The organism is Actinoplanes sp. SE50/110 (assembly GCF_900119315.1).
In the GTDB taxonomy this organism is placed as follows: Bacteria; Actinomycetota; Actinomycetes; order Mycobacteriales; family Micromonosporaceae; genus Actinoplanes.
Map to the genome: position 1 here is coordinate 6,633,300 of NZ_LT827010.1, position 25,011 is coordinate 6,658,310.

12 protein-coding genes are annotated in these 25,011 nt (G+C 73.7%); 4 read left to right on the forward strand and 8 right to left on the reverse strand.

Features of this window, described 5'->3' with window-relative positions:
- Positions 1-6: 6 nt before the first annotated feature.
- Positions 7-456, reverse strand: a complete 450-nt coding sequence (locus ACSP50_RS29845) for a hypothetical protein (RefSeq protein ID WP_014693024.1) — start codon at positions 454-456, stop codon at positions 7-9.
- The gene (locus ACSP50_RS29850) at positions 453-1,712 is read right to left on the reverse strand and encodes an FAD-dependent monooxygenase (protein ID WP_369793879.1); all 1,260 of its coding nucleotides are present in this window, start codon (positions 1,710-1,712) and stop codon (positions 453-455) included. The genes ACSP50_RS29845 and ACSP50_RS29850 overlap by 4 nt, the downstream gene beginning before the upstream one ends.
- On the opposite strand from ACSP50_RS29850, the gene ACSP50_RS29855 reads away from it, so the two are divergent.
- Entirely contained in the window at positions 1,711-2,301 is a 591-nt protein-coding gene (locus ACSP50_RS29855; RefSeq protein WP_014693026.1) for a TetR/AcrR family transcriptional regulator, read from the forward strand. The two genes, ACSP50_RS29850 and ACSP50_RS29855, sit on opposite strands and share 2 nt — an antisense overlap.
- 248 nt (positions 2,302-2,549) lie before the next feature.
- Complete coding sequence (locus ACSP50_RS29860; RefSeq protein WP_014693027.1) at positions 2,550-2,819, forward strand: hypothetical protein; 270 nt, start codon at positions 2,550-2,552, stop codon at positions 2,817-2,819.
- 558 nt (positions 2,820-3,377) lie between these two features.
- Here the strand turns inward: ACSP50_RS29860 and ACSP50_RS29865 are convergent.
- Entirely contained in the window at positions 3,378-4,541 is a 1,164-nt protein-coding gene (locus ACSP50_RS29865) for an IS110 family transposase (RefSeq protein ID WP_014691928.1), read from the reverse strand.
- Between the two features lie 731 nt (positions 4,542-5,272).
- Between ACSP50_RS29865 and ACSP50_RS29870 the strand changes: the two genes are divergently transcribed.
- Positions 5,273-6,097 carry an AfsR/SARP family transcriptional regulator gene (locus tag ACSP50_RS29870; protein ID WP_014693028.1) on the forward strand — a complete coding sequence of 275 codons (825 nt, stop codon included), beginning with the start codon at positions 5,273-5,275 and terminating at the stop codon, positions 6,095-6,097.
- On the opposite strand, the gene ACSP50_RS29875 is transcribed toward ACSP50_RS29870, so the two are convergent.
- On the reverse strand, positions 6,078-6,374 hold the full coding sequence (locus ACSP50_RS29875; RefSeq protein ID WP_014693029.1) for a hypothetical protein: 297 nt from the start codon (positions 6,372-6,374) through the stop codon (positions 6,078-6,080). The genes ACSP50_RS29870 and ACSP50_RS29875 overlap by 20 nt on opposite strands.
- A 153-nt stretch (positions 6,375-6,527) precedes the next feature.
- Between ACSP50_RS29875 and mftR the strand changes: the two genes are divergently transcribed.
- On the forward strand, positions 6,528-7,139 hold the full coding sequence (gene mftR, locus ACSP50_RS29880) for a mycofactocin system transcriptional regulator (protein WP_014693030.1): 612 nt from the start codon (positions 6,528-6,530) through the stop codon (positions 7,137-7,139).
- A 28-nt stretch (positions 7,140-7,167) separates the two neighbouring features.
- On the opposite strand, the gene ACSP50_RS29885 is transcribed toward mftR, so the two are convergent.
- The 4 genes from ACSP50_RS29885 to ACSP50_RS29900 are packed head-to-tail and all read right to left on the reverse strand — an operon-like array spanning position 7,168 to position 24,960.
- Positions 7,168-7,689 (reverse strand): hypothetical protein, encoded by a 522-nt coding sequence (locus ACSP50_RS29885; RefSeq protein ID WP_043512432.1) that lies wholly within the window; start codon positions 7,687-7,689, stop codon positions 7,168-7,170.
- Between the two features lie 38 nt (positions 7,690-7,727).
- A complete protein-coding gene (locus ACSP50_RS29890) occupies positions 7,728-8,222 on the reverse strand; it encodes a flavin reductase family protein (protein ID WP_014693032.1) in 495 nt (164 codons plus the stop codon).
- The gene (locus ACSP50_RS29895) at positions 8,207-9,121 is read right to left on the reverse strand and encodes a proline iminopeptidase-family hydrolase (protein WP_014693033.1); all 915 of its coding nucleotides are present in this window, start codon (positions 9,119-9,121) and stop codon (positions 8,207-8,209) included. The genes ACSP50_RS29890 and ACSP50_RS29895 overlap by 16 nt, the downstream gene beginning before the upstream one ends.
- Positions 9,121-24,960, reverse strand: coding sequence for a type I polyketide synthase (locus ACSP50_RS29900; RefSeq protein WP_014693034.1), 15,840 nt, complete (start codon positions 24,958-24,960; stop codon positions 9,121-9,123). Before ACSP50_RS29900 ends, ACSP50_RS29895 begins: the two co-directional genes overlap by 1 nt.
- Positions 24,961-25,011: the final 51 nt, after the last annotated feature.

The following is a 25,011-nucleotide window of genomic DNA, read 5'->3' on the forward strand; positions in this document are numbered from 1 at the left end:
CCCCATTTACCCTCGGGTTCGCGTGGAAGACCGGGTGAGGGCGTATCCGAATGCCGCGCAGCTGGCGCCGAGGAACACGATCGGCGGCGGAGGGAATAACAGGACTGACAGAACGAATGCCGGAAGCAGGATGCTGAGGTTGAGCGCGAGAGCGGCCCGAGTGTCGAAGAACAGTTGTGGTGCGCGGCGCAGCGCGAGCAGGTTCAGTGCTCCCAGACCGAAGATGAATAGTGCCATTGCCGCACTGAACCCGGTGAAAAGCTGCCACAGGGTGCGGTCGATTCCGGCTATGTCGACGTGTGTGGCGGCCATCGCCTGGCGGGCGACCCGTTCGGCGGGAGGTGTGGCTGCTGCGGTGCCCAAGGCGATGGCGGCCGCATGGACGGCACCGGTGGCGATCAGAGACCAGGCTCCGATGGCGCAGGCGCTGCGGCGCGGCGAAATTTGGGGGTTCATAGGTGCTCCTGTGTGGTGGTTGCCGGACGCAGCGTCGGCGGATGCCAGCTTGCTGCGGCGTCGAACCCGCGCAGCGCGAGCCGATCGGGTATCAGGCGAATGGTGATGTTGCGCAAGGCTGCGACGGCAGCGGAGGGACTCTGCGTGAGTCGGCCCAGTAGGCGGGACTGCTGGGCGAGCCGGGTGACGCGTCCGGCTCGGGCTTGGTCATAGAGGGCGAGGCCAGTGACGATCGACGAACCGTCGGCTACCGCGTGTGCCAAGACGACGGCGTCCTCGATGGCCAGGCCGGCGCCCTGGCCGAGATTGGGCTCCATGGCGTGGGCGGCGTCGCCCAGGAACGCCACCCTGCCGTGGTGAAGACGTCGCAGCGGCGGATGTAGCGCCGTGATGTCGTGGCGCAACAGAGCGCCGGGTTCGATAGCATCGAGCAGGGCCGGAATCGGGTCGTGCCAGTGCCTGAACCGGTGGCGGAGGTCGACCAGTTCGTCCGCGCCGGGCTCGCGAGCAGTGGTGGTCGCGGTGGCGTAGAGATAGACCAGGTCATCGCCTATCGGAACGATACCGAACCGCGCTGCTCGGCCCCACGTCTCACTGGCCCCGCCGACTTGGGCTGAGGGGGCGCGCACGATGGCGCGCCAGGCCACGTATCCGCGATACTCCGCTGGCGGCTGGGCCGGCCAGAGCGCCTGGCGCAGCCCGGAGTTGACGCCGTCGGCCGCGACGACGAGATCGGCGCGGATAAGTTGGTCACCGCAGCGGATGCCTGCTTGCCGGTCCAGGCCGCCGGCGTCGATGTCGGTAACGTTCATGCCCGGCCGCAGACACCCGGGCGGCAGCGCGGACGCGAGCATCTCCACCAGATCAGCTCGCACGATCGCCATCTGCGGAGAGCCGTAACGGGAAAGCAACTGGCCGGCATGGGTTTGTGTCAGGCAACGGCCGTCAGGGCGGCGCACGGCCGTAGCGCGTACGGCCATCGCCCGGGACCGTAGCGCTTCGGCGAGCCCCAAGGCATGCAAGGCTCGCACCGCGTTCGGCCACAAGGTCAGCCCCGCACCGATCCCGCTCCGGGTTGGAGATCGTTCGTAGACCGCTACCGTCCACCCCGCCCGGTGCAGGGCAACGGCGGCGGCGAGCCCCCCGATGCCACCCCCGACTATTGCCGCCGATCGCCGTTCCTCTACATCCATAGAGGTGACCCTACAGCTGTAGAGACTGGCTGAACAACCTCTACGGCGGTAGAGTGTGCTCATGATCTCTGCGCGGCACCAGCTTGTCGCCGACGCCGCCCTCGACGTGCTGGCCCGCCATGGTTCACGAGGCCTGACGCACCGCGCGGTCGACGCAGCCGCCGACTTACCACCTGGCTCAACGTCCTACTACTACCGGTCGCGCGCGGCTCTGCTGAGTGCCTGCGTCCAGCGACTGGTGGAACACGACAACACCGAACTCGACGCTATGGCATCCACGATCACTGCGTCGGACCCGACCACCTTGGCTCAATCCCTTGCGGAGGTCCTGCACCGCTGGCTGACCACCGGTCGACAGCGCCACCTGGCCCGCTACGAACTCACCTTGGAGTCGGTGCGCCGGCCAGAGGTCGCCGCCGAACTCCGCCATTCCGGAAGCGGCCTGCGCCAGCGGATCACGGTGATTCTCGCCGGACTTCATGCCAGCGATCCTCCCCGCCAAGCGCGATGGCTCGTCGCCTGCATCGACGGCATCCTTTTCGACAACATTGCCGGCGCCAACTCGAACAACGCCATCGACGTCATAGAACTCAATGCGGCTACGCGAGACCTCATCAATGCCGTACTACCCGCGCGCGACGTAGATCCCTGACCCGCCCCCGCACCGAAAGGCCAATAGAAAGGGGGCGCTCGTCGCGATAGAACCATCCGTACCGCCCGGGCCTCACCTCCGGAGGCACGCTCATCTGCCGCAATCCGCACGCGTCGAGCCTTCTACTCGGACCGGCGCACCGCCCACGGTGCGCCGCACGCATGCAAGGATGCGATGTGATCTCTTGAGCGCAACGCCGAGTCTGCCGGCGTTTCGGGGTCAAGCCGCTTCTTCCAAGCCGTGGGACGATGATCGGCGTCGGCTTGAGCCGCAGCTCAGGGCTGCTGCCGATCAATGCCGTCCGTCACTCTCCCGTCGGGCAGTCCAACGGTTGGTACGTATGGCAAGGCGGCCCGGCGCCACAGGATGACGACTTCTTCAGCCCGATCCACGTCGAGCACGCCAACATCCACTTTCCCGAGTTGGTGGCCTACCTGGCTCTCCCACCCGGCATCGGCGTCATCCTCGCTCCAGGCTATGAGTATATTTGGCACGATGAGGCGTTTCTCGAGCCGTGATTCTTTGACCGTGGCCGGCTTACTCCTCTAGCCGCGGATAGTGCGCACCGCGCCTTTCGGGCTCGTCACGCCATGTCCGCCTGGTCAGCTAACACACGCTCAGCCGATGGGAGGTAATCGAACAGGCGTGGAAAGAAAATTCCGCGATCGCCCTGGCAAATCTTCCTCCTAGCCATGCCACACCCGAGGAAATCGACGAAGCGATAGAAGAATTCAAGAAGCATAGTACCCCCGCGCAATACTATCCGGAGAACGAGGACGACATGCGCATGGAACCACCGCGATTGGATCACGCAGGTAACGAGATAGCCTAACCTTTTTCGGCTCGCTTTGATAAGCGCACCTAGGTGAGATTCGATCTTTTCGGTCGGGCGTGAGTGAGGCGTGGGCCGGCAATGAGTGGCAGAGTTTGATCGAGCCCGTGCTATAACCATGGTCACGGAAGGGCTCCGCGCCTGCAGCGTGGAACCCAAAGCGCATTAAATTTCCCCCCGGCGGCATCCGCTATGCTCTGACATCGAGCATGTAACCGCATTACTCTCATGGCACCCCTCTGTGTCAAGAGGTGGTCGGAAGTGGTGTTCTAGGCTGGGGTTCGGCGGGTCCGGGAAGTGACTTGTCCGAAGTGTCGATCATGGGGATTGGATCGGCCGCGCTGGATTTCAGAGTCGCCCCCGCGTGTCCTCCCGGGCCCGTCTCGACGGTTTTGGCGTCGTTGACCATCTGCTGGTAGACGACGTCGGACAGTCGTCGTTTGAGCGCGCGCATGGCTTCCATCGGGGTTTTACCGGCGGCGAGTTTGCGCCGGTAGTAGGCGCGGCCTTCGGTGTCGTTGCGCAGCTGGACGACGGCCATGATGTGCAGGGTGCGGTTGATGCGCCGGTTCCCGGCTCGGGACAGCCGGTGCCGAGTCTGGTCGCCGGAGGAGGCGTCGATCGGTGCGGTGCCGTTCCAGGATGCGAAGTGCCCGCGGCTGGCGAAGCGGTTGATGTCGGCGACGTCGCCGATGAGCCGGGCTGCGCCGGACGGGCCGATGCCGTGCAGGTCCTGCAGGCTGCTGCCGGTCGCCTCGACAAGCTCACGCAGTTCCTTGTCGGCCGCTTTGGTCTTCTTGTCGACCTGGACGAGTTCGCTGATCAGCTCGGAGGCGAGCCGGCGCCGGGTCCGGCCGACCAGGTCACGCGGGCGGATCGTGGCGAGCAGTTCACGGGCCTGGGTAGCGGACAGATACTTCTTGGCGCCGCCGGGCAGTAGTTCGAGCAGCAGTTTGTGGATCCGGTTGAGCAGATCGGTGTGGGCGCGGCCCAGTTCGTCGCGGCGGTCGACCAGCAGCCGCAGCGCCACCGTCGCGTCGTCGGCGGCCACTTGCCGCAAGCCCTTGCTGCGCAGGGCGGCGACCGCGATGTGGTGGGCGTCGGCCGGGTCGGTTTTGCGTCCCTGGCCGGTGTCGAACACCCGGGCACGGGCGGACAACTTTGCCGGGACATCGAGGACGGTTTCGCCGTCGGCGACCAAGCGCTGGGCGAGGTGTTTGCCGATGCCGTTGCAGCCCTCGACTGCCCAGACCCGGTCCTTGTGCTGCCGGCCGAGCTTGAGCATCGTCTGGTATCCGTCGCGGTCGGTGCCGAACCGGCCTTGCGCGAGAATCTTCTCCCGGTCGTTGATGATCTCGATGGTCGCGGACCGCTTGTGCGGGTCCATACCGATGATGACCTGTCCCATGCCTGCTCTCCTCGATCGAACCGGGGGTGAATCCGGCGAGGAGGGCAGCGCTACTTCGAGCTGGGCAGTCCCCTCTTGAGCCTCTCCGCGCCACGGTGACCGGCAGGACGCATGCCATGAGTGAGTCATACCAACCAGCGGTGGACAGCCGCAATACGAGCGATCCCACCGGTCACCTCGACCAAGCCTGGCCCGGGCTGCGGTCGTCCCACCAGTAGATAAGTAGCCGCGGACAACGCGCGGTCGTGGCTGGTCGCGACCCGCAGCGGCTCGATCGCCGGCACCCTGGATGACGCAGCGGCGCTGGTCCGCGGGGACGCCAGGCCGGAGCCGGAGGTTGAACGGCAGACTCAAGGTCCGACCGCCCCCGACCCGACCGCCGCCGGCCCGGCGACCTCCAGTCCGACCCCCGGCTCGAGCAACCACGCCGCTTCAGACACCACCGCTCTCACCCCGCAGCTCCTGCTCCCGGAGATCTTCCCCAGGCGATCGGACGCGCGGAACCAAGCCGTGAGGGCGGTGCGACGCGTGGGAAGACCGCCGGAACGAAGCGGCCCCGCGAAGGGTCTCCGGCCGGGCGCAGGTGCGTACCCCCACCAGCGACGCCCCGGCCCGGCGCGGCCGGAGGCCGGGCACCGGGGCGGTGCAGGTTAGGGGTTGGTGCGGGTGGGCCGCCCACCCGCTGAACGGCACCGTGGCCGGGCAGATGTCAGCGAGGATGGGGCGAAACGATGAGCACACTCGTCACTACGGTCGCGCGCCCGGCCGGCGTGCGGCAGGTCCGGTACGGGGTGCTGGGCCGGTTCCGGGTGGGTACCGGCCCGGACGAGATCGATCCGGGGCCGCACAAGATGCGGCTGCTGCTGGCGCTGCTGTTGATCCGGGCCGGGCAGGTGGCCACCCCGGAGCAGCTGATCGACGACATCTGGGGCGCGGATCCGCCGCGTCGGGCGGTGGCGGCGTTGCAGGTGTACATCTCACGGCTGCGCAAGGTGCTGCGGCCGGCGGACGGCGATCTGAGCATCGCCACGCAGAAGAACGGCTACCTGGTCACGCTGGACATGGGCGAGGTGGATCACCATGTCTTCCAGTCGCTGCTGGCGCAGGGCAGGACGCTGGCCCGAGAGGGGCGGCACGCGGCGGCGGTGACCGTGTTGGAGGAGGCGCTGGCGCTGTGGCGGGGCACGCCGCTGGACGGGTTGCACGACAGCGCGCGGGTGCGGGCGTTCGCCACCTGGCTGCAGGAGCTCCGGCTGGAGTGTCACGAGCTGCTGATCGGATCGGGGCTGGCGCTGGGGCGGCACCGTGATCTGGTGGGCCGGTTGTACGGGTTGACCGCGGAGCAGCCGTTGCGGGAGGCGTTCCGGCACCAGCTGATGATCGCGCTGTACCGATCGGATCGGCGCGCCGACGCCCTGCTGGTGTTTCAGGATGCCCGGGCGGTGCTGCGTGAGCAGGTCGGCGTGGAGCCCGGCCGGGCCCTCGCCGACCTGCATTTCGCCATCCTGAACGGCGACGAGCAGTTGTACCGGGGGCTCAGAGGCGAACGCCGGTGACGGCCTGCTTCGGGAACAGGCCCGGCTTGACCTCACCACTGATCTTGTCGCCGTTGATCACCAAGGTGTACGAGAGCTTCATCGGCATCGGCTGCTTGATCTTGCAGACGAACTTCACCTGGTTGCCGGCGACCACGCCGTCCTGGATCTCCACCACGACGTCGTTGCTGTAGCACTTGCCGGTGAGCACGGCGCCCTCGGCCTCGAACTCGCAGATGGCCTCCTGGCGGCCGACCGGGGAGTTGACGACGATCTGCCACTTGCCGTTCACGCTCATAGCGCCTCCGCTTGTCAGCGGGGTGCCGGATCCGTCACCCATTCACCCCGACCACTTCCCTGTGTCCCGAGAAAGGTAGCGGGGCGCACTAACGCCGCCCTTGCCCCGCGCTAAAGCCGGGCTGAACCGGCGGCGTCCTAGACTGCCTTCACCATGGCAACGCACCAGGATGCTTCCGCGGCCAAGTCCCGGTCCGGCCGCCCGCAGATCACCTCCCGGGACCATCTGGAGAAGGTGGCGTTCCGGCTGTTCGCGGAGAGCGGCTTCGACGCCACCACGATCGACGGGATCAGCGACGCGGCCGGCATCGGGCGGCGTACCTTCTTCCGCTACTTCGCCTCGAAGAACGACCTGGTCTGGGGTGACTTCGACGGCGAGCTGGCGGTGTTCCGGGCCTGGTTCGCGGCGGTGCCGGCCGACCGGCCGATGCTGGACGCGATCCGGCACGGGGTGATCGCGTTCAACACCTACCCGGCCGCGCAGGTGGCGCTGCACCGGGAGCGGATGGCCCTGATCCTGCGGGTGCCCAGTCTGCGGGCCGATTCGACGCTGCGGTTCGTGCAGTGGCGGCAGGTGATCGCGGATTTCGTGGCGGCCCGGCGCGGCGGCCGCCCGGACGAGCTCTACCCGGTGACGATCGGTCACTGTGCACTGGGCGCGGCGCTCGCCGCGTACGAGGTCTGGCTGGAGGACGAGACCGCCGACCTGCCGGCGCTGCTGGCCGAGTCCCTGCGGGTGCTGACCGGCCCGCACCACCACGCGTGACATCGTGGCCGGCCCGGGCGCCCCGATCTCACCGGGACCGCAGCGCCGCCTCGTGGAGCTTGCGCATGTCCCGGTCCCCGGCCCGCTCCGGCTCGTCCCCGCGGAAGGTGACGACTTCGGCCCCGTCCGGCCCGGTCCAGGTCCGGCGCGTCCCGCTGCTGTAGTTCTCCCCGCTGCCGGAGGTCCAGTCGACGCTGTGCACGGTGAGCTCGGTCCAGCGGAACGCCCGCAGCTCGCCGCGGGTGGCCACCACGACACCGTCCTCGAAGCAGTAGAGCCGCGGCGTGGGGCCGCCTCGGCGCCGCTCGAACGCCGGCCGGAAGCACAGACCGACCATCGCCAGGCCCACGATCAGACTCAGCGGCAGGAAGATCCAGTCTGCCAGGCCGCCGCCGCCCTTGACGATGCCCACGATGCCGCCGGCCGTCGTCAGCGTGCCGATCGGGGCGAAGAAGAGCCATTCACCGGAGTAGGCCGGACACGCGAATCGCACGTAGCGGCCATACTCCGCGATGGAGCCCATCGCCAACGCCTGTTCCCGTTCCGTCACGGCCCCATGGTGCAGGGGGATGGCAAGGGGGCCGGGAGTCAGGAGGACAGTTCGCGGAAGCCGCGCCGGAAGTAGACGGCCGGCTCGGCCGCCTGCACCCGGGCGGCGGTGACCCGTCCGATCAGGATGGTGTGATCGCCCGCCTCGTGCTGCGAGTACGCGTCGCATTCGACGATGGCGCAGGCGCCGGGCAGCACCGGGTGTCCCTGCGCGTTGGCCACGAATTCGCCGCCGCCGAACTTGTCCGCCGTCCGGTCCGCGAACCGCATCGCCAGCCCGGCCTGGCCCGGCGTCAGCGTGTGGATCACCCAGGATCGCGCGGTCCGGAAGCCGGGGTGGCAGCGCGCGGTGCGGGCCAGGCAGACCAGCACCAGCGGCGGGTCCATCGAGAGCGAGCAGAACGAGGTGGCGGTGAAGCCGCACCAGTGGCCGTCCTGGTCGGTGGTGGTGACGATGGTGACGCCGCTGGGGAAGGACGCCATCGCCTCGCGGAACCCGGCGATCGACGTCCGTTCGGTCAGTCCTGCTGCCATCGCGGGCTCCTTGTCAACTCGCTGAGGAAGGCGCCGAGCACCTCGCGGAAACGGTCCGGCTCCTCGAGGTTCGGCGTGTGGCTGGACTCCTCGAACAGCTCCCAGCGCACGTCCGGCACCAGGTCGAGGTACGGCTGGAGGGTGGCCGGGGTGGCCTCGTCGTGCCGCCCGCTGATCACCAGGGTGGGCACCGCGACCGAGGGCAGCAGGTCGATGACCGACCAGTCGCGCAGCGTGCCGATGACGTGGAATTCGGTCGGCCCGTTCATCGTCCGGTACACGGTCGGGTCGTTGTACAGCTCGTAGAACGAGGCCATGTAGTCGCTGGGCCAGGGCACCCGCCGGCACACGTGCCGCTCGTAGAACGCCCGGCTCGCCGCCAGGTATTCGGGGTCGTCGACGGTGCCGGCCGCCTCGTGCCGCAGCAGGGTGTCGTTCACCCCGTCCGGGAGCCGGTCGCGCAGGACCTTCATCTCCTGCAGCCAGAGCGGGTAGGACGCCGGCGAGTTGGCGACGATCAGGCCGCGCAGCCCGGCCGGGCGGGTGGCGGCGTGCGCGGCGCCGAGCATGCCGCCCCAGGAGTGCCCGAGCAGCACGTAGTCGTCGGCGATCCCGAGCCCGGTGAGCAGGTTGTCGAGTTCGGCGAGGAACAGTGCGGGCGTCCAGAAGTCGGCGCCGCGCTCCGGCAGGTGGGTCGACCCGCCGTTGCCGAGCTGGTCGTAGTGGACCACCGGCCAGCCGTCGGCGGCCAGGTCGGCGATGTTCTTCAGATAGTCGTGGGTGATCCCGGGCCCGCCGTGCAGCACGACGAGGGCGGGGCGGCCGGCGCCGAGCTGCCCGGTCACCCGGTACCAGGTGCGGTGCGGGCCGAACGCGACGGTTCCCTTGGCTGTCGGCATCATTCTCCTCCGTTGTCGGTGGTCGCCATCGCGGCCGCCACGAGGTCGGCCACGTCCATCTCCTCGATCGACGGGCCGGTGTCGCCCGCGGCCAGCGCGAGCAGGCGGTCGAAGAGTCCGGCCTCGCGCAGCCGGGCCGGGGTCAGGGCGGCCAGCGCCGCCTGGAGCCGTTCGGCGTCGGGGTCCGGCGCGGCCGGCGGCGGTGCCAGGGTCGGCTCCAGCTCTTCGAGCAGGAATCCGGCCAGCGCCGTCGGGTTCGGGTAGTCGAACATCAGGGTGGCGGGCAGCCGCATGCCGATCGCCGTGCTGAGCCGGTTGCGCAGTTCGATCGCGGCCAGCGAGTCCAGGCCGAGTTCGGTGAAGCCGCGGGTCCGGTCGACCGCGTCCGGTTCGTCGTGGCGGACCTGCGCGACGTGCGCCACCACCAGGTCGAGCAGGAGGTCGGCGCGTTCCGCGCCGGTCAGGGCGGAGAGTCGCTGCTCCAGGCTCGCCTCCGGTGCGGGCGCCACGGCGGTCACCGACGATTGCGGCGTACGCGTCACCGGCGTGCCCGCCAGCTCCCGCAGCAGTGGTGGCACGGCTGCGGCCGGCGCCGCGGCCAGCGCCCCGGTGTCCACCCGCATCGTCACCAGTGACGCCTCCCCCAGCGCCAGCGCCTCGTCGATCATCGCCAGTCCGTCGGCCGTGTCGAAGGCCGGCATGCCGAGCCGGGCCATCCGCTGTTCCTCGGCCGCCGCGTCGAATCCGCCACCGCCCAGTCCGGTCGGGGTGGTCCAGAGCCCGAAGGCGAGCGCGGTGGCCGGCAGTCCGGCCGCCCGCCGGTGGGTGGCGAGCGCGTCGGCGAACCGGTTGGCCGCCGCGTAGCTCGCCTGACCGGCCCCGATCAGCAGACCGGAGGTGGACGAGAAGAGCAGGAAGGTGTCCAGGTCTCCGGTCAGTTCGTGCAGGTTCCAGGAGCCGTCCACCTTGGGCCGCAGCACCCGGCCGGCCCGGTCCGCGGTGAGCGAGCCGAGCATGGCGTTGTCCATCACCCCGGCGGCGTGCACCACGGCCCGCAGCGGCCGGTCGGCCGGCACCGCGGCGAGCACCCCGGCCAGCGCCTCCCGGTCGGCGACGTCGCAGGCGGCCACGGTGACCTCGGCGCCGAGCAGGGTCAGATCGGCGCTGAGCGCCTTGGCCTCCGGCGTGTCCGCGCCGCGCCGGCTGAGCAGCAGCAGATACCGCACGCCGTGCGCGGTGACCAGGTGCCGGGCCAGGACTGCGCCGAGGCCGCTGGTGCCGCCGGTGATCAGGACGGTTCCGGCCGGATCCCAGGGCGCCGGATGACCGGTGGCCGGTGCGGTGGCCCGGGTCAGGCGCGGCACCCGCACCTGGCTGCCGCGAACCGCCGCCTCCGGTTCCCCGGCCGCCGCGATGGGGGCCAGCAGCGGCGCGGCCCGCCCCGGGTCGTCCACGTCGACCAGCACGAACCGGTCCCGGTTCTCCTGTTCGGCGGCGCGCACCAGCCCCCAGACCGGGGCCTGGGTGAGTTCGGCGGCCTCGTCGTCGACGGCGACCGCGCCGGTGGTCACCACCATCAGCCGGGACTGGGCGAACCGCTGGTCGGCGCTCCACTCCTGGCACAGCCGGAGCATCTCGTCGAACCGGTCCCGGGTGGCGCCGGGCACGTCTCCCCCGGCCGGCGCGGTGCCGGTCAGCACCACCTCGGGAGCCGGCCGGCCGGCGGCGCGCAGGGCGGTCAGATCGGCGAAGACCGGCACGGTCGGGCCGAGCCCGAAGACGTCCTCGCCGAGCACCGCCCAGCGCCCGGCGACCGCCGTGTTCGCCCCGCCCAGCGGTAGGTGTGTCCAGTTCACCCGGAACACCGTGTCCAGCCGGCGGGCGCCGCTGGCCGCGGTGGCCGCGGCGGCCACCCGGTCCGGGGTGACCGGGCGGACCACCAGGGATTCGACCGTGGCCACCGGCCGGCCGGCCGGGTCGGCGAGCTGCAGCCGGACCGCTTCGGAGCCGGCGCCGGCATCCGAGCCGACCCAGTTGATCCGGACCCGGAGCCGGTTGGCGCCGCCGGCGTGCAGGGCCACCCCGGTCCAGGCGAACGGGAGCTGGGTGCCGCCGACATCCTGCGGGCGGCGCCCGTCGAGGAAGTCGGTGGCGCTGAGCGCGGCGTCCAGCAGCGACGGGTGCAGCCCGAACCGGCCGGCTTCGGAGCGCGCCTCGTCCGGCAGGGCCACCTCGGCGAAGACCTCCCGGCCCTGCCGCCAGACGGCGCGCAGGCCGCGGAACATCGGGCCGTAGTGGTAGCCCTGCCCGGTCAGGTAGTCGTAGACGTCGCTGATGTCGACCGGCTCGGCGCCCGGCGGCGGCCAGGCGGTCAGCCCGAACGACGCGGTGGTGGCGACCGGCGCGCCGGGGGCCAGGAAGCCGGAGACGTGCCGGGTCCAACCCACCTCGGCCGGGGCGTCCTCGGCCCGGGAGTGGATGGTGAAGCCGCGCCGGCCGGCCGCGTCCGGGGCGCCGACCGCGACCTGCACCGCGGCGCCGCCCTGGTCGGGCAGCGTCATCATGGCCTCGATGGTCAGCTCCTCGACCACGTCGCAGCCGACCTCGGCGGCGGCCCGCAGCGCCAGTTCGACGTAGCTGGTGCCGGCCAGCAGCACGGTGCCGAGCACCGAGTGGTCGCCGATCCACGGGTGGGTGGGCACCGACAGCCGGCCGGTCAGGGTGACCGTGCCGGATTCGGCGGCGACCACGACCGCGCCGAGCATCGGGTGGGCGGCGTCGTGCTGGCCCAGTCCGGCCGGGTCGCCGGGACGCGACGGGGGCGCCTCCAGCCAGTAGCGGCGGCGCTGGAAGGCGTACGTGGGCAGGTCGACCGTCCGGCCGGCCGGGGTGAGCGCGGCCCAGTCGACCGGCACGCCGTGGGTCCAGGCCCGGCCGGTCGCGGCGAGCAGCTCGGTCACCTCGTCCCGGTCGCGGCGCTGGGTCGCGATGCCGGTCGCGTCGATCAGCGGGGTGAGCGCGGCATCCGGCCCGATCTCGACGAACCGCGTCACGCCGGCGGCTTCCAGGTGCTGCACGGCGTCGGCGAACCGCACCGCCTGCCGCACCTGGCGCACCCAGTGATCGGCGTCGAAGTCGGCCACCGCACCGGTCAGCGTCGACACCACCGGGATCCGCGCCGCACCGTGGTCGATTCCGGCGGCGACCTCGGCGAAGTCGGCGAGCATCGGGTCCATCAGCGACGAGTGGAACGCGTGCGACACCCGCAGCCGGCGCGCGCTCGGGAAGGCGGCGGCGATCGTCAGCACCTCGTCCTCGGCGCCGGAGATCACCACCGAGGCCGGACCGTTCACCGCGGCGATGTCCACCCCCGCGGTGAGCAGCGGCTCGACCCGGTCCAGGGGCACCGGCAGGGCGACCATCGCCCCGCCCGGCGGCAGGGCCTGCATCAAACCCGCCCGCGCAGCGACCAGACGCCGCGCGTCATCCAGCGACAACACCCCGGCCACATGCGCCGCGGCCAGCTCACCCACCGAATGCCCGGCCACGAAATCGGCCCGCACACCCCACGACTCCACCAGCCGGAACAGCGCCACCTCGAAAGCGAACAGCGCCGGCTGCGCCACACCCGTCGCATTCAACGCCTCGACATCGTCACCCCACATCACCCCCCGCAGACCCGGATCGGTCAACGCCGCATCGAACGCAGCCGCGAACACCGGAAACGCCGCATACAACCCACGACCCATCCCGAGCCGCTGCGCCCCCTGCCCGGAGAAGACGAAGGCGGTCAGCCCGTCGCCGGCGGTCACCGGCTCCACCTCGGCCAGCCCGGCCAGGGCCGCATCCCGGTCGGCGGCCAGCACCACGGCCCGGTGGCCGAGCGCGGCACGGCCGGTGGCCAGCGAGTACGCGACGTCGCCCAGGTCCGCGTCCGGCTGCTCGGCCAGGTGGGCGCGGAGCGCACCGGCCTGGTCGGGCAGGGCCGCCGCGGTGCGGGCCGAGATCGGCAGCAGCACCGGGCCGGGAACGCGCACCGGTGTGGTCACCGGCTCGGCCGGGGCCTCCTCCAGGATCAGGTGGGCGTTGGTGCCGCTGAGCCCGAACGAGGAGATGCCGGCCCGGCGCGGGCGCCCACCGCGTTGCCACGCGACCGGCTCGGTGAGCAGCCGGACCGCCCCGGCCGTCCAGTCCACCTGCGGGGACGGCTGATCCACGTGCAGCGTGCGGGGCAGCTGCTCGTGGCGCAGCGCCATCACCATCTTGATCAGGCCGCTCACCCCGGCCGCGGCCTGGGCGTGCCCGATGTTCGACTTGACCGAGCCGAGCCAGAGCGGGTCCTCGTCCGTCCGGTCCCGGCCATAGGTGGCCAGCAGCGCCTGCGCCTCGATCGGGTCGCCGAGCCGGGTGCCGGTGCCATGCCCCTCGACCGCGTCCACCTCGGCCGGGGCGAGCCCGGCGGCGTCCAGCGCGGCCCGGATCACCCGCTGCTGGGACGGTCCGTTCGGGGCGGTCAGCCCGTTCGAGGCGCCGTCCTGGTTGATCGCCGAGCCACGGATCACGGCGAGCACCGGGTGGTCGTTGCGGCGGGCGTCGGAGAGCCGCTCCAGCAGCAGCATGCCGAGCCCCTCGGCCCAGGCGGTGCCGTCCGCGGCGGCCGCGAACGCCTTGCACCGGCCGTCGGCGGCCAGGCCGCGCTGCTCGCTGAACTCGACGAAGATCTCCGGCGCGGACATCACCGTGACACCGCCGGCCAGCGCCATGGCGACCTCGCCGTTGCGCAGCGCCTGGGCCGCCAGGTGGATCGCCACCAGCGACGACGAGCAGGCGGTGTCGACCGTGACGGCCGGGCCCTCCAGGCCGAGGGTGTAGGCGACCCGGCCGGAGGCGATGCTCGCGGCGCTGCCGTTGCCGACGTATCCGGTCAGCTCGGCGGGGATCTCGGGGAGCCGGCTGGCGTAGTCGTGGTACATCACGCCGGCGTAGACGCCGGTGCGGCTGCCGCGCATCCCGGCCGGGTCGATGCCGGCCCGCTCGAACGCCTCCCAGGCGCCCTCCAGCAGCAGGCGCTGCTGCGGGTCCATGGCCAGCGCCTCACGCGGCATGATGCCGAAGAACTCCGGGTCGAAGTAGGCGGCGTCGTAGAGGAAACCACCGGCCCGGGTGTACGTCTTGCCCGGTACCCCCGGCTCGGGGTCGTAGATGCTGTCCCCGGCCCAGCCGCGGTCGGCCGGGAACGGGCCGATCGCGTCCTCCCCGGCGGCGACCAGCCGCCACAGGTCCTCGGCCGAGCGCACCCCGCCGGGGAACCGGCAGCTGATCCCGACGATGGCGATCGGGTCGTCGGCCGGGCGCACGGTGGCCGGGCGCTCCGGCGCCGCCGGCTCGGCCGCCGGCCGGCCGCCGATCATGGTGGCCAGCTCGGTGGCGACCGCCCGCGGCGTCGGATGGTCGAAGACCAGGGTGGCGGCCAGCCGCAGACCCGTGGTGGCGCTCAGCGCGTTGCGCAGCTCCACCGCGGCCAGCGAGTCGAAGCCGAGCTCGCGGAACGCCCGGTCGGGGGCGACCGCCGCGGCACCCTCGTGCCCGAGGACCGTGGCGACCTGACCACGCACCAGGTCGATCAGGGTGCGCAGCAGGTCCGCCTCGGCCAGCCCGGCCAGCCGGTCGGTGAACGCGGTCGGTTCGGTCGCGGCCGGGGCACGGCGCCGGGCCGGGGGCGCGAGCCGGCGCAGCAGGGCCGGGAGCTCGTCGGTGCGGGCGCCCAGCGCGGTCCGGTCCACCCGGGTGAGCAGCACGGCCGGGCTGTCCTGGCGGACCGCCGCGTCGAACAGTTCGAGGGCCGCGGCGGGTTCCAGGGCGGGTAGGCCGAGCCGGCGCATCCGCTCCAGGTCGGCCCGGCCCAGCGCGCCGCCGAGCCCGGTGTCGACCGCCCACATGCCGTAGGCGAGCGAGGTGGCCGGCAGTCCGGCGGCCCGGCGGTGCGCGGCCAGCGCGTCCAGGAAGACGTTCGCCGCGGCGTAGTCGCCCTGCCCGGCCGCCAGCACCGACCCGCCGGCCGAGGAGATCAGCACGAACGCGTCGAGCTGCCGGTCCCGGGTCAGGTCGTGCAGGTGCCAGGCGCCGTCCACCTTGGGTGCCAGCACCGTGTCCAGGTGCTCGCCGGTGAGCGCGGCGAGGGTGCCGCCGGCGACCGCACCGGCGGCGTGCAGCACGGCGCGCAGCGGCCGGTCGGCCGGCACCGCGGCGATCATCGCGGCCACGTCGTCCCGGCGGGCGACGTCGCCGGCGACGACGGTGACCTCGGCGCCCGCGGCGCGCAGCTCGTCGGCCAGGGCGGCGGCCCCCGGCGCGTCCGGCCCGCGTCGGCTGGTGAGCAGCAGGTGCCGCACGCCGTGCTCGGTGACCAGGTGCCGGGCCAGCAGGGCGCCGAGCCCGCCGGTGCCGCCGGTGACCAGTACGGTGCCGCCGGTCGGCCACGGGATCTCCCGGTCGCCGCCGGGCGCCGGCTCGAACCGCGGGATCAGCACCTGACCGGCCCGGACGGCGAGTTCCGGCTCACCGGTCGCGGCGGCGGCCGCCAGGACGGCGTCCGATTCCGGCGTGCCGTCGGTGTCGATCAGCTGAAGCCGGCCGGGGTGTTCGGCCTGCGCGGCCCGGACCAGACCCCAGACGGGGGCGGTGCGCGGGTCGGCGTCGTCACCGTCCCGCACGGCGGCCGCCCGGTCGGTGACCACCACGAGGCGGGAACCGGCGGTCGCGTCGTCGTCGAGCCAGGCGCGCAGCCGGTCGAGCAGGTCGCCGGTGACGGCACGGACGGTGGCCGGGACATCCGCCCCGGAGGCCCGCAGGGTGAGCGCCACCAGCGGGCCGGGCGCCGCGGCGCCGGCCTCGGGCAGCACCCGGCCGTCCGGGGTGACCGGGCGGGCCTGCCAGCCGATCCGGAACATCGCGTCGCCGGCCGCGGTGGACCCGCGCAGCTGGGCGGCCGAGACCGGTCGGGAGACCAGGGTGCCGACGGTGGCCACCGGGCGGCCGGTGTCGTCGGCGATCCACATCGCGGACACCTCGTCGCCGCGCACCCGGCGGATCCGGACCCGCAGCGCGGTGGCCCCGGTGGCGTGCAGGGTGACACCGGTCCAGGCGAACGGCATCAGGGTCGGCGCGTCCGGGTCGTCGCCGAGCAGGTCGGCGTGCATGGCGGCGTCGAGCAGGGCGGGGTGCAGGCCGAAGCGACGGCCGTCGGCGTGGGCGCTCTCCGGGAGGGCGACCTCGGCGTACACCTCGTCGCCGTGCCGCCAGGCGGCGCGCAGGCCGCGGAACGCCGGGCCGTACGCGTAGCCACGGTCGCGCAGCCGCTCGTACGCGCCGGTCACCTCGATCGGGGCGGCGCCGGCCGGCGGCCAGGCCATCAGGTCGAAGTCCGGCTCGGCCGCGACGGCGGTGAGGGTGCCGGTGGCGTGCCGCTGCCAGGGCGCGCCGGCCTCGGCGCGGGAGTGCACGGCCACCGTGCGGATCCCGGCGCCGGAGGCCGGGCCGACCACCACCTGGACGGCCACGCCGCCGCGGGCCGGCAGGGTCAGCGGCGCCTCGATGGTGAGCTCCTCGACGCCCGCGCCGCCCACCTGGTCGGCGGCGCGCAGCGCCAACTCGACGAAGCCGGTGCCGGGCAGCAGGACCCGGCCCAGGACGTCATGGTCGGCGAGCCAGCCGGGGCCGGCCGCGCTGAGCCGGCCGGTGAGCACCAGCCCGCCGTCGGCGGCAGAGACGACCGCGGCGGCCAGCATCGGGTGCTCGACCGGGTCGAGCCCGGCCGCGCCGACGTCACCGGCGGGGGTGACGTCGAGCCAGTAGCGGCGCCGCTGGAACGCGTAGGTCGGCAGATCGTGCGGCAGCGCGGCGACCGGCGCCGGGCGCACCGCGGTCCAGTCGACGCGCACGCCGTGGGTCCAGGCCCGGCCGGTCGCGGCGAGCAGCTCGGTCACCTCGTCCCGGTCGCGGCGCTGGGTCGCGATGCCGGTCGCGTCGATCAGCGGGGTGAGCGCGGCATCCGGCCCGATCTCGACGAACCGCGTCACGCCGGCGGCTTCCAGGTGCTGCACGGCGTCGGCGAACCGCACCGCCTGCCGCACCTGGCGCACCCAGTGATCGGCGTCGAAGTCGGCCACCGCACCGGTCAGCGTCGACACCACCGGGATCCGCGCCACACCGTGGTCGATTCCGGCGGCGACCTCGGCGAACTCGGCAAGCATCGGGTCCATCAGCGACGAGTGGAACGCGTGCGACACCCGCAGCCGGGAGGTCTTCACCCCGGGCAGGCCGGCCAGCACCACGTCGACCGCCGCGGGTTCGCCGGACAGCACCACCGAGCCGGCCGCGTTCACCGCGGCGACGTCGGCGCCCTCGACCAGCAGCGGCCGGACCACCGACTCGGCGGCCTGCACGGCGACCATCACCCCGCCCGGCGGCAGGGCCTGCATCAGACCCGCCCGCGCAGCGACCAGACGCCGCGCGTCATCCAGCGACAACACCCCGGCCACATGCGCCGCGGCCAGCTCACCCACCGAATGCCCGGCCACGAAATCGGCCCGCACACCCCACGACTCCACCAGCCGGAACAGCGCCACCTCGAAAGCGAACAGCGCCGGCTGCGCCACACCCGTCGCATTCAACGCCTCGACATCGTCACCCCACATCACCCCCCGCAGACCCGGATCGGTCAACGCCGCATCGAACGCGGCCGCGAACACCGGAAACGCCGCATACAACCCACGACCCATCCCGAGCCGCTGCGCCCCCTGCCCGGAGAAGACGAAGGCGGTCCGGCCGGGCCCGGCCTCGGTCACCACCGGCGCGGCCAGGTCGCGGGGGTCCGCGGCACTCGCCCGGAACGGCAGTGCGGCCCGGGTCGTCGCCAGCGCCAGGGCGGCCGCCGTCAGGTCGCTGTCCGGGCGTTCCCGCAGGTAGGTGTCCAGCAGGGCGGCCTGCTCGCGCACGGCGGCGGCCGACCGGCCGGACAGCAGCAGGGGTAGCGGCAGGTCACCGACCGGCGGGACGGGTCCGGCCGCGGGTGGCTCCTCAAGGATCAGGTGGGCGTTGGTGCCACTGATCCCGAACGAGGAGACACCGGCCCGGCGCGGGCGCGCCGACCGGGGCCAGGCCTGTTCGCTGGTGAGCAGCTCGACCGCGCCGGAGTCCCAGGCCACCTGCGGCGACGCCTCGTCCACGTGCAGGGTGCGGGGCAGCAGTTCGTGCCGCATCGCGAGGACCATCTTGATCACCCCGGCCACGCCGGCGGCCGCCTGCGCGTGCCCGATGTTCGACTTCACCGAGCCCAGCCGGACCGGCCGATCGTCCGGCCGGTCCCGGCCGTACGTGGCGAGCAGCGCCTCGGCCTCGATCGGGTCGCCGAGCCGGGTGCCGGTCCCGTGTCCCTCGATCACGTCCACGTCGGCCGTGGTCAACCCGGCCGCGCCGAGCGCCTGCCGGATCACCCGCTGCTGGGACGGGCCGTTCGGGGCGGTCATGCCGTTGCTGGCGCCGTCCTGGTTGATCGCCGAGCCGCGCACGAGTGCGAGCACCCGGTGGCCGTTGCGGCGGGCGTCGGAGAGCCGTTCGAGCAGCAGCAGGCCCGCGCCCTCACCCCAGCCGACCCCGTCCGCGCCGGCGCCGAACGACCGGCACCGGCCGTCCGAGGAGAGGCCGCCCTGCCGGCTCATGTCGACGAAGGTGTCCGGGGTGGACATCACCGTGACACCGCCGGCCAGCGCCAGCCCGATCTCGCCCCGGCGCAGCGCCTGGGCCGCCAGGTGGATCGCGACCAGCGACGACGAGCAGGCGGTGTCGACCGTGACGGCCGGGCCCTCCAGGCCGAAGGTGTACGCGATCCGCCCGGTCGCGATGCTGGCCAGGCTCCCGTTGCCGTGGTACGCGGCGAGCTCCTCGGGCAGCGTGCCGAGTCGCAGGCCCCAGTCGTGGTACATGACGCCGGCGTACACACCGGTCCCGGTGCCGCGCACGCTCGCCGGGTCCACTCCGGAGCGTTCGAAGGTCTCCCAGGCCACCTCGAGCAGCAGCCGCTGCTGCGGGTCCATCGCCTGGGCCTCGCGCGGGCTGATCCCGAAGAAGCCGGCGTCGAACTCGGCGGCGTCGCGCAGGAAGCCGCCCTCGTTGGAGTAGCTGCGCCCGGGCACCCCGGGCGCCGGGTCGTAGGTGTCCGGGTCCCAGCCGCGGTCCTCGGGGAACGTGGAGATCGCGTCCCCGCCGCGCAGCACCAGGTCCCACAGCTGTTCCGGGGAGTTGACGTCGCCGGGATAGCGGCACGCCATGCCGATGATCGCGATCGGCTCGTCGGTCGGCGCCGGGCCGGCGGACGGCGCAGGGACCGGTGCGCCGGCCGCCTCGCCGAGTGCGGTGGCCAGGTGGCCGGCGAGCGCGACCGAGGTCGGATAGTCGAAGGTCAGCGTGGCCGGCAGGCGCAGGCCGGTCAGGTCGGCCAGCCGGTTGCGCAGTTCCACGGCGGCCAGCGAGTCGAAGCCGATCTCGCTGAACGCCCGGTCCTCGTCGACCTGCCCGGCGTCGTCGTGCCCGAGCACCGCGGCGGCCTGCGCCCGGACCAGGGTGAGCAGCGCCTCGGCGCGGGCCGCCGGGTCCAGCGCGGCGAGCTCGGCGGCGAGCGGCCGGGCCGCCCCGGCCGGGGCGACGCGCCGGGCGGCCGGGGTGCGGACCAGGTCGCGCAGCAGCGCCGGGACGCCGTCCGGGCGGCGGCCCGCCGCGGTGGCGTCCAGCCGGACCGGGACCACCGCCGGATCCTCGCCGTCGACCGCCCGGTCGAGCAGGGCGAGGCTGGCGGCGGCGGTCAGCGGGGCGAGGCCGGACCGTTCGATCCGGCGCAGCGCGGCCTCGTCGAGCCCGGCGCCCATCCCGCCGGCATCGCTCCAGAGTCCCCAGGCGAGCGCGGTGGCCGGCAGTCCGGCGGCATGTCGCTGCCCGGCCAGCGCGTCCAGGAAGTGGTTGGCGGCGGCGTAGTTGCCCTGGCCGGGGGCGTCCAGCAGGGTCGCGGTCGAGGAGAACAGCACGAACGCGGTGAGATCCCGGCCGGCGGTCAGCTCGTGCAGGTGCCAGGCGGCGTCGGCCTTGACCGCGAAGACGGCGTCCAGCCGCTCCGGGGTCAGCCCGGTGATGGTGGCGTCGTCGAGGACACCGGCCGCGTGCACGACGGCGGTCAGCGGGTGCTCGGCCGGGATGGTGTCGAGCAGCGCGGCCAGGGCGGCGCGGTCGGTGACGTCGCAGGCCGCCACGGTGGTCTCGGCGCCGAGCGCGGCGAGTTCGGCGACCAGCGCGTCGATGCCCGGGGTGTCCGGGCCGCGGCGGCCGGCCAGCAGCAGACGCCGGGCGCCGCGGTGGGCGGCCAGGTGGACCGCGACCCGGGCGCCGGCTCCGCCGGTGCCGCCGGTGATCAGCACGGTGCCGGTGTCGTAGCTGGTCGCCGATCCGGGCACCGCGGCGGGCACCGCGGCCAGCCGCGGGACGAGGGTCTCGCCGCCGCGCAGCGCGATCTCCGGTTCACCGGCGGCCACGGCCGCGGCGACGGCGGCGGCGAGCGCGTCCGCCGAGCGGGGGTCGTCGTCGAGGTCGGCGAGCAGGAAGCGGCCCGGGTGTTCGGCCTGGGCGGCGCGGACCAGGCCCCAGACCGGCGCCTGCACCGGATCGGCCGGTCCGTCGACCGCTTGCGCGCCGCGGGTGGTCACGACCAACAGGCTTGCGGCGGTACGGTCGTCAGCCAGCCAGTCGCGCAGCCGGCCCAGGGCGGCCGCGGTGGTGGCGCGGGCCGCCGTCGGGGCGTCGCCGGGTGCGGACGTGACACCGGCCAGCACCGGCGCGGCGGCCGGCAGCCCGGCCGGCACCGGCAGCGGACGCCAGCCGACCCGGTACAGCGCGCCGGCCCGCGCCGCGGGCAGCGCGGTGAGCGGGCGCACCGCGTACGACTCGATCGTCGCCACCGGCACTCCCCCGGCGTCGGCGAGCGTCAGCGCCACGGTGTCCGGGCCGGTCGCGGTGATCCGGACGCGCACGGCCGCCGCGCCCGGATTGCTGAGCGTGACCCCGGTCCAGGCGAACGGCACCCGCACCACGCCCGGATCGGCGGGTGGGGTGGCGTGGTCGGTGGCCTGCAGGACCGCGTCGAGCAGGGCCGGGTGCAGCCCGAACCCGGCGGCGCCGGCGCGCACCGGCTCGGGCAGCGTCACCTCGGCGAAGACCTCGTCACCGCGCCGCCACACGCCGCGCAGGCCCTGGAAGGCCGGCCCGTAACCGTAGCCCTGCCCGGCCAGGTCGGCGTAGAAGCCGCCGACGTCCACCGCGGTGGCGCCGGCCGGCGGCCAGACCCCGAGGCCGTCGCCCGCGGCCGGGGCGTCGCCGAGCCGGCCGGTCGCGTGCAGCGTCCACTCGTCGTGCTCGCCGCCGGCCCGGGAGTGCAGCTCGACGGTGCGCCGGCCGGTCGCGTCCGGGGCGCCGGCGACGACCTGCAGGGCCACGCCCCCGGTCGCCGGCAGCACCAGCGGCGCGGCCAGGGTGAGTTCCTCGACCGCGGCGCAGCCGACCTGTTCGGCGGCGCGCAGCGCCAGCTCCAGGAAGGCGGTGCCGGGCAGCAGATTGGCGCCGGCCACCACGTGGTCGGCGAGCCAGGGGTGTTCGGCCAGGGCGAGCCGTCCGGTCAGCACGGTCGCACCGGCGCCGGCCATCGGGACGACCGCGCCGAGGAACGGGTGCCGGGCCGCGATCTGGCCGAGGCCCGGGGCGTCGACCCGGCCGGTCTGCGCGCCGTGCAGCCAGAAGTGCTGGTGCTGGAAGGGATAGGTAGGCAGCGGCACGGCCGTGGCGGGCGCACCGAACAGCCCGGTGCCGTCCAGCCGGGCGCCGCGGACGTGCGCGGTCGCGGCCGCGGTGGCCACCTCGCGGGCCTCGTCGCGGTCCCGGCGCAGCGTGCCGGCGAAGACCGGGGCGTTCGCCCGGTCGGTGACCGCCGCACGGCCCAGCGCGGACAGCACCGGGTCCGGGCCGAGCTCCAGGAAGGTGCCGACGTTCTCGTCGAGCAGCCAGGTCAGGCTGTCGTGGAAGCGGACCGCGGCCCGCACGTGCCGCACCCAGTAGCCGGGGTCGGTGAGCTCCTCGGTGGTGGCCGGGCGCCCGGTGACCCCGGAGATCACCGGGATCGCCGGCGGGCGGTAGTCGAGCACCGCGGCGAGCCGGCCGAACTCCTCCAGCATCGGCTCCATCAGCGGCGAGTGGAAGGCGTGGCTGACGTCCAGGAAGCGGGTACGGCGGCCGAGCGCGGCGAACCGGGCGGCGGCCGCCTCGGCCGCGTCCCGGGTGCCGGAGAGCACGATCTGCTCGGGCCCGTTGATCGCGGCCAGGTCCAGATCGGCGTCGCGCAGCGGGCCGGCCTCGTCCTCGGTGGCCTGCACGGCGACCATCGCGCCGCCGGCCGGCAGTTGCTGCATCAGCCGGCCGCGGGCGGCGACCAGGGCGGCCGCGTCGGCCAGCGACAGCACGCCGGCCAGGTGCGCCGCGGTCAGCTCGCCGATCGAGTGGCCGGCCAGGAAGTCCGGGCGCAGGCCCCACGACTCCAGCAGCCGGAACAGGGCCGTCCCGATCGCGAACAGGGCGGGCTGGGCGTACTCGGTGCGGTCCAGCAGGTCGGCGGAGGCGCCGAACAGGACTTCGCCGAGCGGCACGGCCAGGTGCAGGTCGAGGTGGGCGACGGCGTCCTGGAGCGCGGCCGCGAATACCGGGTACGCGGCGTACAGCTCGCGCCCGGCTCCGAACCGCTGAGCGCCCTGCCCGGTGAACAGGTAGGCGAGCCGGGCGTCCCGGGCCACGCCGGTGACCACCGCCGGGTCCGGCTCACCGGCGGCGATCGCGCGCAGGCCACGCCGGGCCTCGCCGGCGTCGGCGGCGACCACGACGGCCCGCTGCGGCAGGGCGGCGCGGCCGGTGAGCAGCGCGCGGGCCAGGTCGGTCAGGTCCGGTGCGGCGTCGTCGTCCAGCACCGTGAGCAGACGCTCGGCCTGTGCCCGGCGGGCCGCGTCGCCGCGCGCCGCGAGGGCGATCGGCAGCACCGGCGGGACCGGCGCGGCGGGCCGCTCCGGCTCCGGGACGGCGGCCGGTTCCTCGATGATGACGTGCGCGTTGGTGCCGCTGATCCCGAAGCCGGAGACGCCGGCCCGGCGCGGGCGGTCCCGCCGCGGCCAGGGTGTCGCCTCGGTGAGCAGCCGGACCGTCCCCGCCGACCAGTCCACGTTCGGGGTGGGCGCGTCGACGTGCAGGGTGCGGGGCAGCAGGTCGTGACGCATCGCCATGATCATCTTGATCAGCGCGGCGGCGCCGCCGGCCGCCTGGGTGTGCCCGATGTTCGACTTCACCGAGCCCAGCCAGAGCGGGTGGTCCGCGTCCCGGCCCGGGCCGTACGCGGCGATCAGCGCCCGCGCCTCGATCGGGTCACCCAGCGTGGTGCCGGTGCCGTGCGCGTCCACCGCGTCCACCTGGTCGGCGGTGAGCCCGGCGTTGGCCAGCGCCTGCCGGATCACCTGCCGCTGGGCGGCGCCACTGGGCGCGGTCAGGCCGTTGCTGGCCCCGTCGTTGTTGATCGCGGTGCCGGCCAGCACGGCCAGCACCGGGTGCCCGTTGCGGCGGGCGTCGTCCAGCCGCTCCAGCACGAACAGGCCGGCGCCCTCGGCGAACGAGGTGCCGTCGGCGGCCGCGGCGAACGGCTTGGCGATCCCGTCCGGGGCCAGCCCGCGCTGCCGGCTGAACGCGGTGAACACCCCGGGGGCGCCGATCACCGCCACGCCGCCGGCCACCGCCAGGGCGGACTCGCCGCGGCGCAGCGACTCGGCGGCCAGGTGCAGCGCGACCAGGGCGCCGGAGCACGCGGTGTCGACGGTGAGCGCCGGTCCCTCCAGGCCGAGCAGGTAGGCGACCCGGCCGGACAGGACACTGGTGGTGTTGCCGGTCAGCAGGTAAGCGTCGAGGCCGTCGGGCGCCTCGTGCAGGCGTACCGCGTACTCCTGCGGTTCGGCTCCGATGAAGACGCCGGTCCGGCCACCGCGCAGGGTGCCCGGATCGATCCCGGCCCGCTCCAGCGCCTCCCAGGTGGTCTCCAGGACGAGCCGCTGCTGCGGGTCCATCGCGGCGGCCTCGCGCGGGCCGATCCCGAAGAACGCGGCGTCGAAGCCGGCCGCGCCGGTGAGGAAGGCGCCGTGTCGCACGTAGGTGGTGCCGGCCCGCTCCGGGTCGTCGTCGAAGAGGTTGTCCAGATCCCAGCCGCGGTCGGCGGGGAACGGCATGTGCACGTGCTCCTCGTCGGCGACCAGCCGCCACAGTTGCTCGGGCGAGTCGGCGCCGCCCGGGAAGTGGCAGCCGATGCCGACGATCGCGATCGGCTCGTCGCTGGCCCGGGCCGCGGCCACCACCTCGGCGCCGCTCTCGGCCAGACCGAGGAGCTCGGCCCGCAGATACGCGGCGAGCGCATCCGGGGTCGGGTGGTCGAAACCCACGGTGACCGGCAGCGCCAGCCCGGTGGCGGCGTTCAGCCGGGCGTGCAGGTCGACCAGGCCCAGCGAGTCGAGACCCTGCTCGCGGAACGGGGTGGCGCCGGCCACCACGATCTCCTCGGCCGGGCGGATCGTCCGCAGGATCGGCAGCAGTTGCCCGGTCACCAGGCTCCGCAGCCGGCGCACCTGCTCGGGCACCGGCAGGTCGCGCAGCGATCCGGCCAGACCGGCCCGCCGCTGTGCCAGGTGATCGCCGACCGAACCGGTCCCGCGAGAATCGCGCATGGCCGCACGCTCCATTTTTCTCCGCTAATTGAATGGCAACCTACGGCAGCG

Coding starts and splice junctions, on each gene's coding strand:
- ACSP50_RS29845 (WP_014693024.1), bottom strand. CDS start 456: ATGAACCCCCAAATTTCGCCGCGCCGCAGCGCCTGCGCCATCGGAGCC.
- ACSP50_RS29855 (WP_014693026.1), top strand. CDS start 1,711: ATGATCTCTGCGCGGCACCAGCTTGTCGCCGACGCCGCCCTCGACGTG.
- ACSP50_RS29850 (WP_369793879.1), bottom strand. CDS start 1,712: ATGAGCACACTCTACCGCCGTAGAGGTTGTTCAGCCAGTCTCTACAGC.
- ACSP50_RS29860 (WP_014693027.1), top strand. CDS start 2,550: ATGATCGGCGTCGGCTTGAGCCGCAGCTCAGGGCTGCTGCCGATCAAT.
- ACSP50_RS29865 (WP_014691928.1), bottom strand. CDS start 4,541: ATGGGACAGGTCATCATCGGTATGGACCCGCACAAGCGGTCCGCGACC.
- ACSP50_RS29870 (WP_014693028.1), top strand. CDS start 5,273: ATGAGCACACTCGTCACTACGGTCGCGCGCCCGGCCGGCGTGCGGCAG.
- ACSP50_RS29875 (WP_014693029.1), bottom strand. CDS start 6,374: ATGAGCGTGAACGGCAAGTGGCAGATCGTCGTCAACTCCCCGGTCGGC.
- mftR (WP_014693030.1), top strand. CDS start 6,528: ATGGCAACGCACCAGGATGCTTCCGCGGCCAAGTCCCGGTCCGGCCGC.
- ACSP50_RS29890 (WP_014693032.1), bottom strand. CDS start 8,222: ATGGCAGCAGGACTGACCGAACGGACGTCGATCGCCGGGTTCCGCGAG.
- ACSP50_RS29895 (WP_014693033.1), bottom strand. CDS start 9,121: ATGCCGACAGCCAAGGGAACCGTCGCGTTCGGCCCGCACCGCACCTGG.
- ACSP50_RS29900 (WP_014693034.1), bottom strand. CDS start 24,960: ATGCGCGATTCTCGCGGGACCGGTTCGGTCGGCGATCACCTGGCACAG.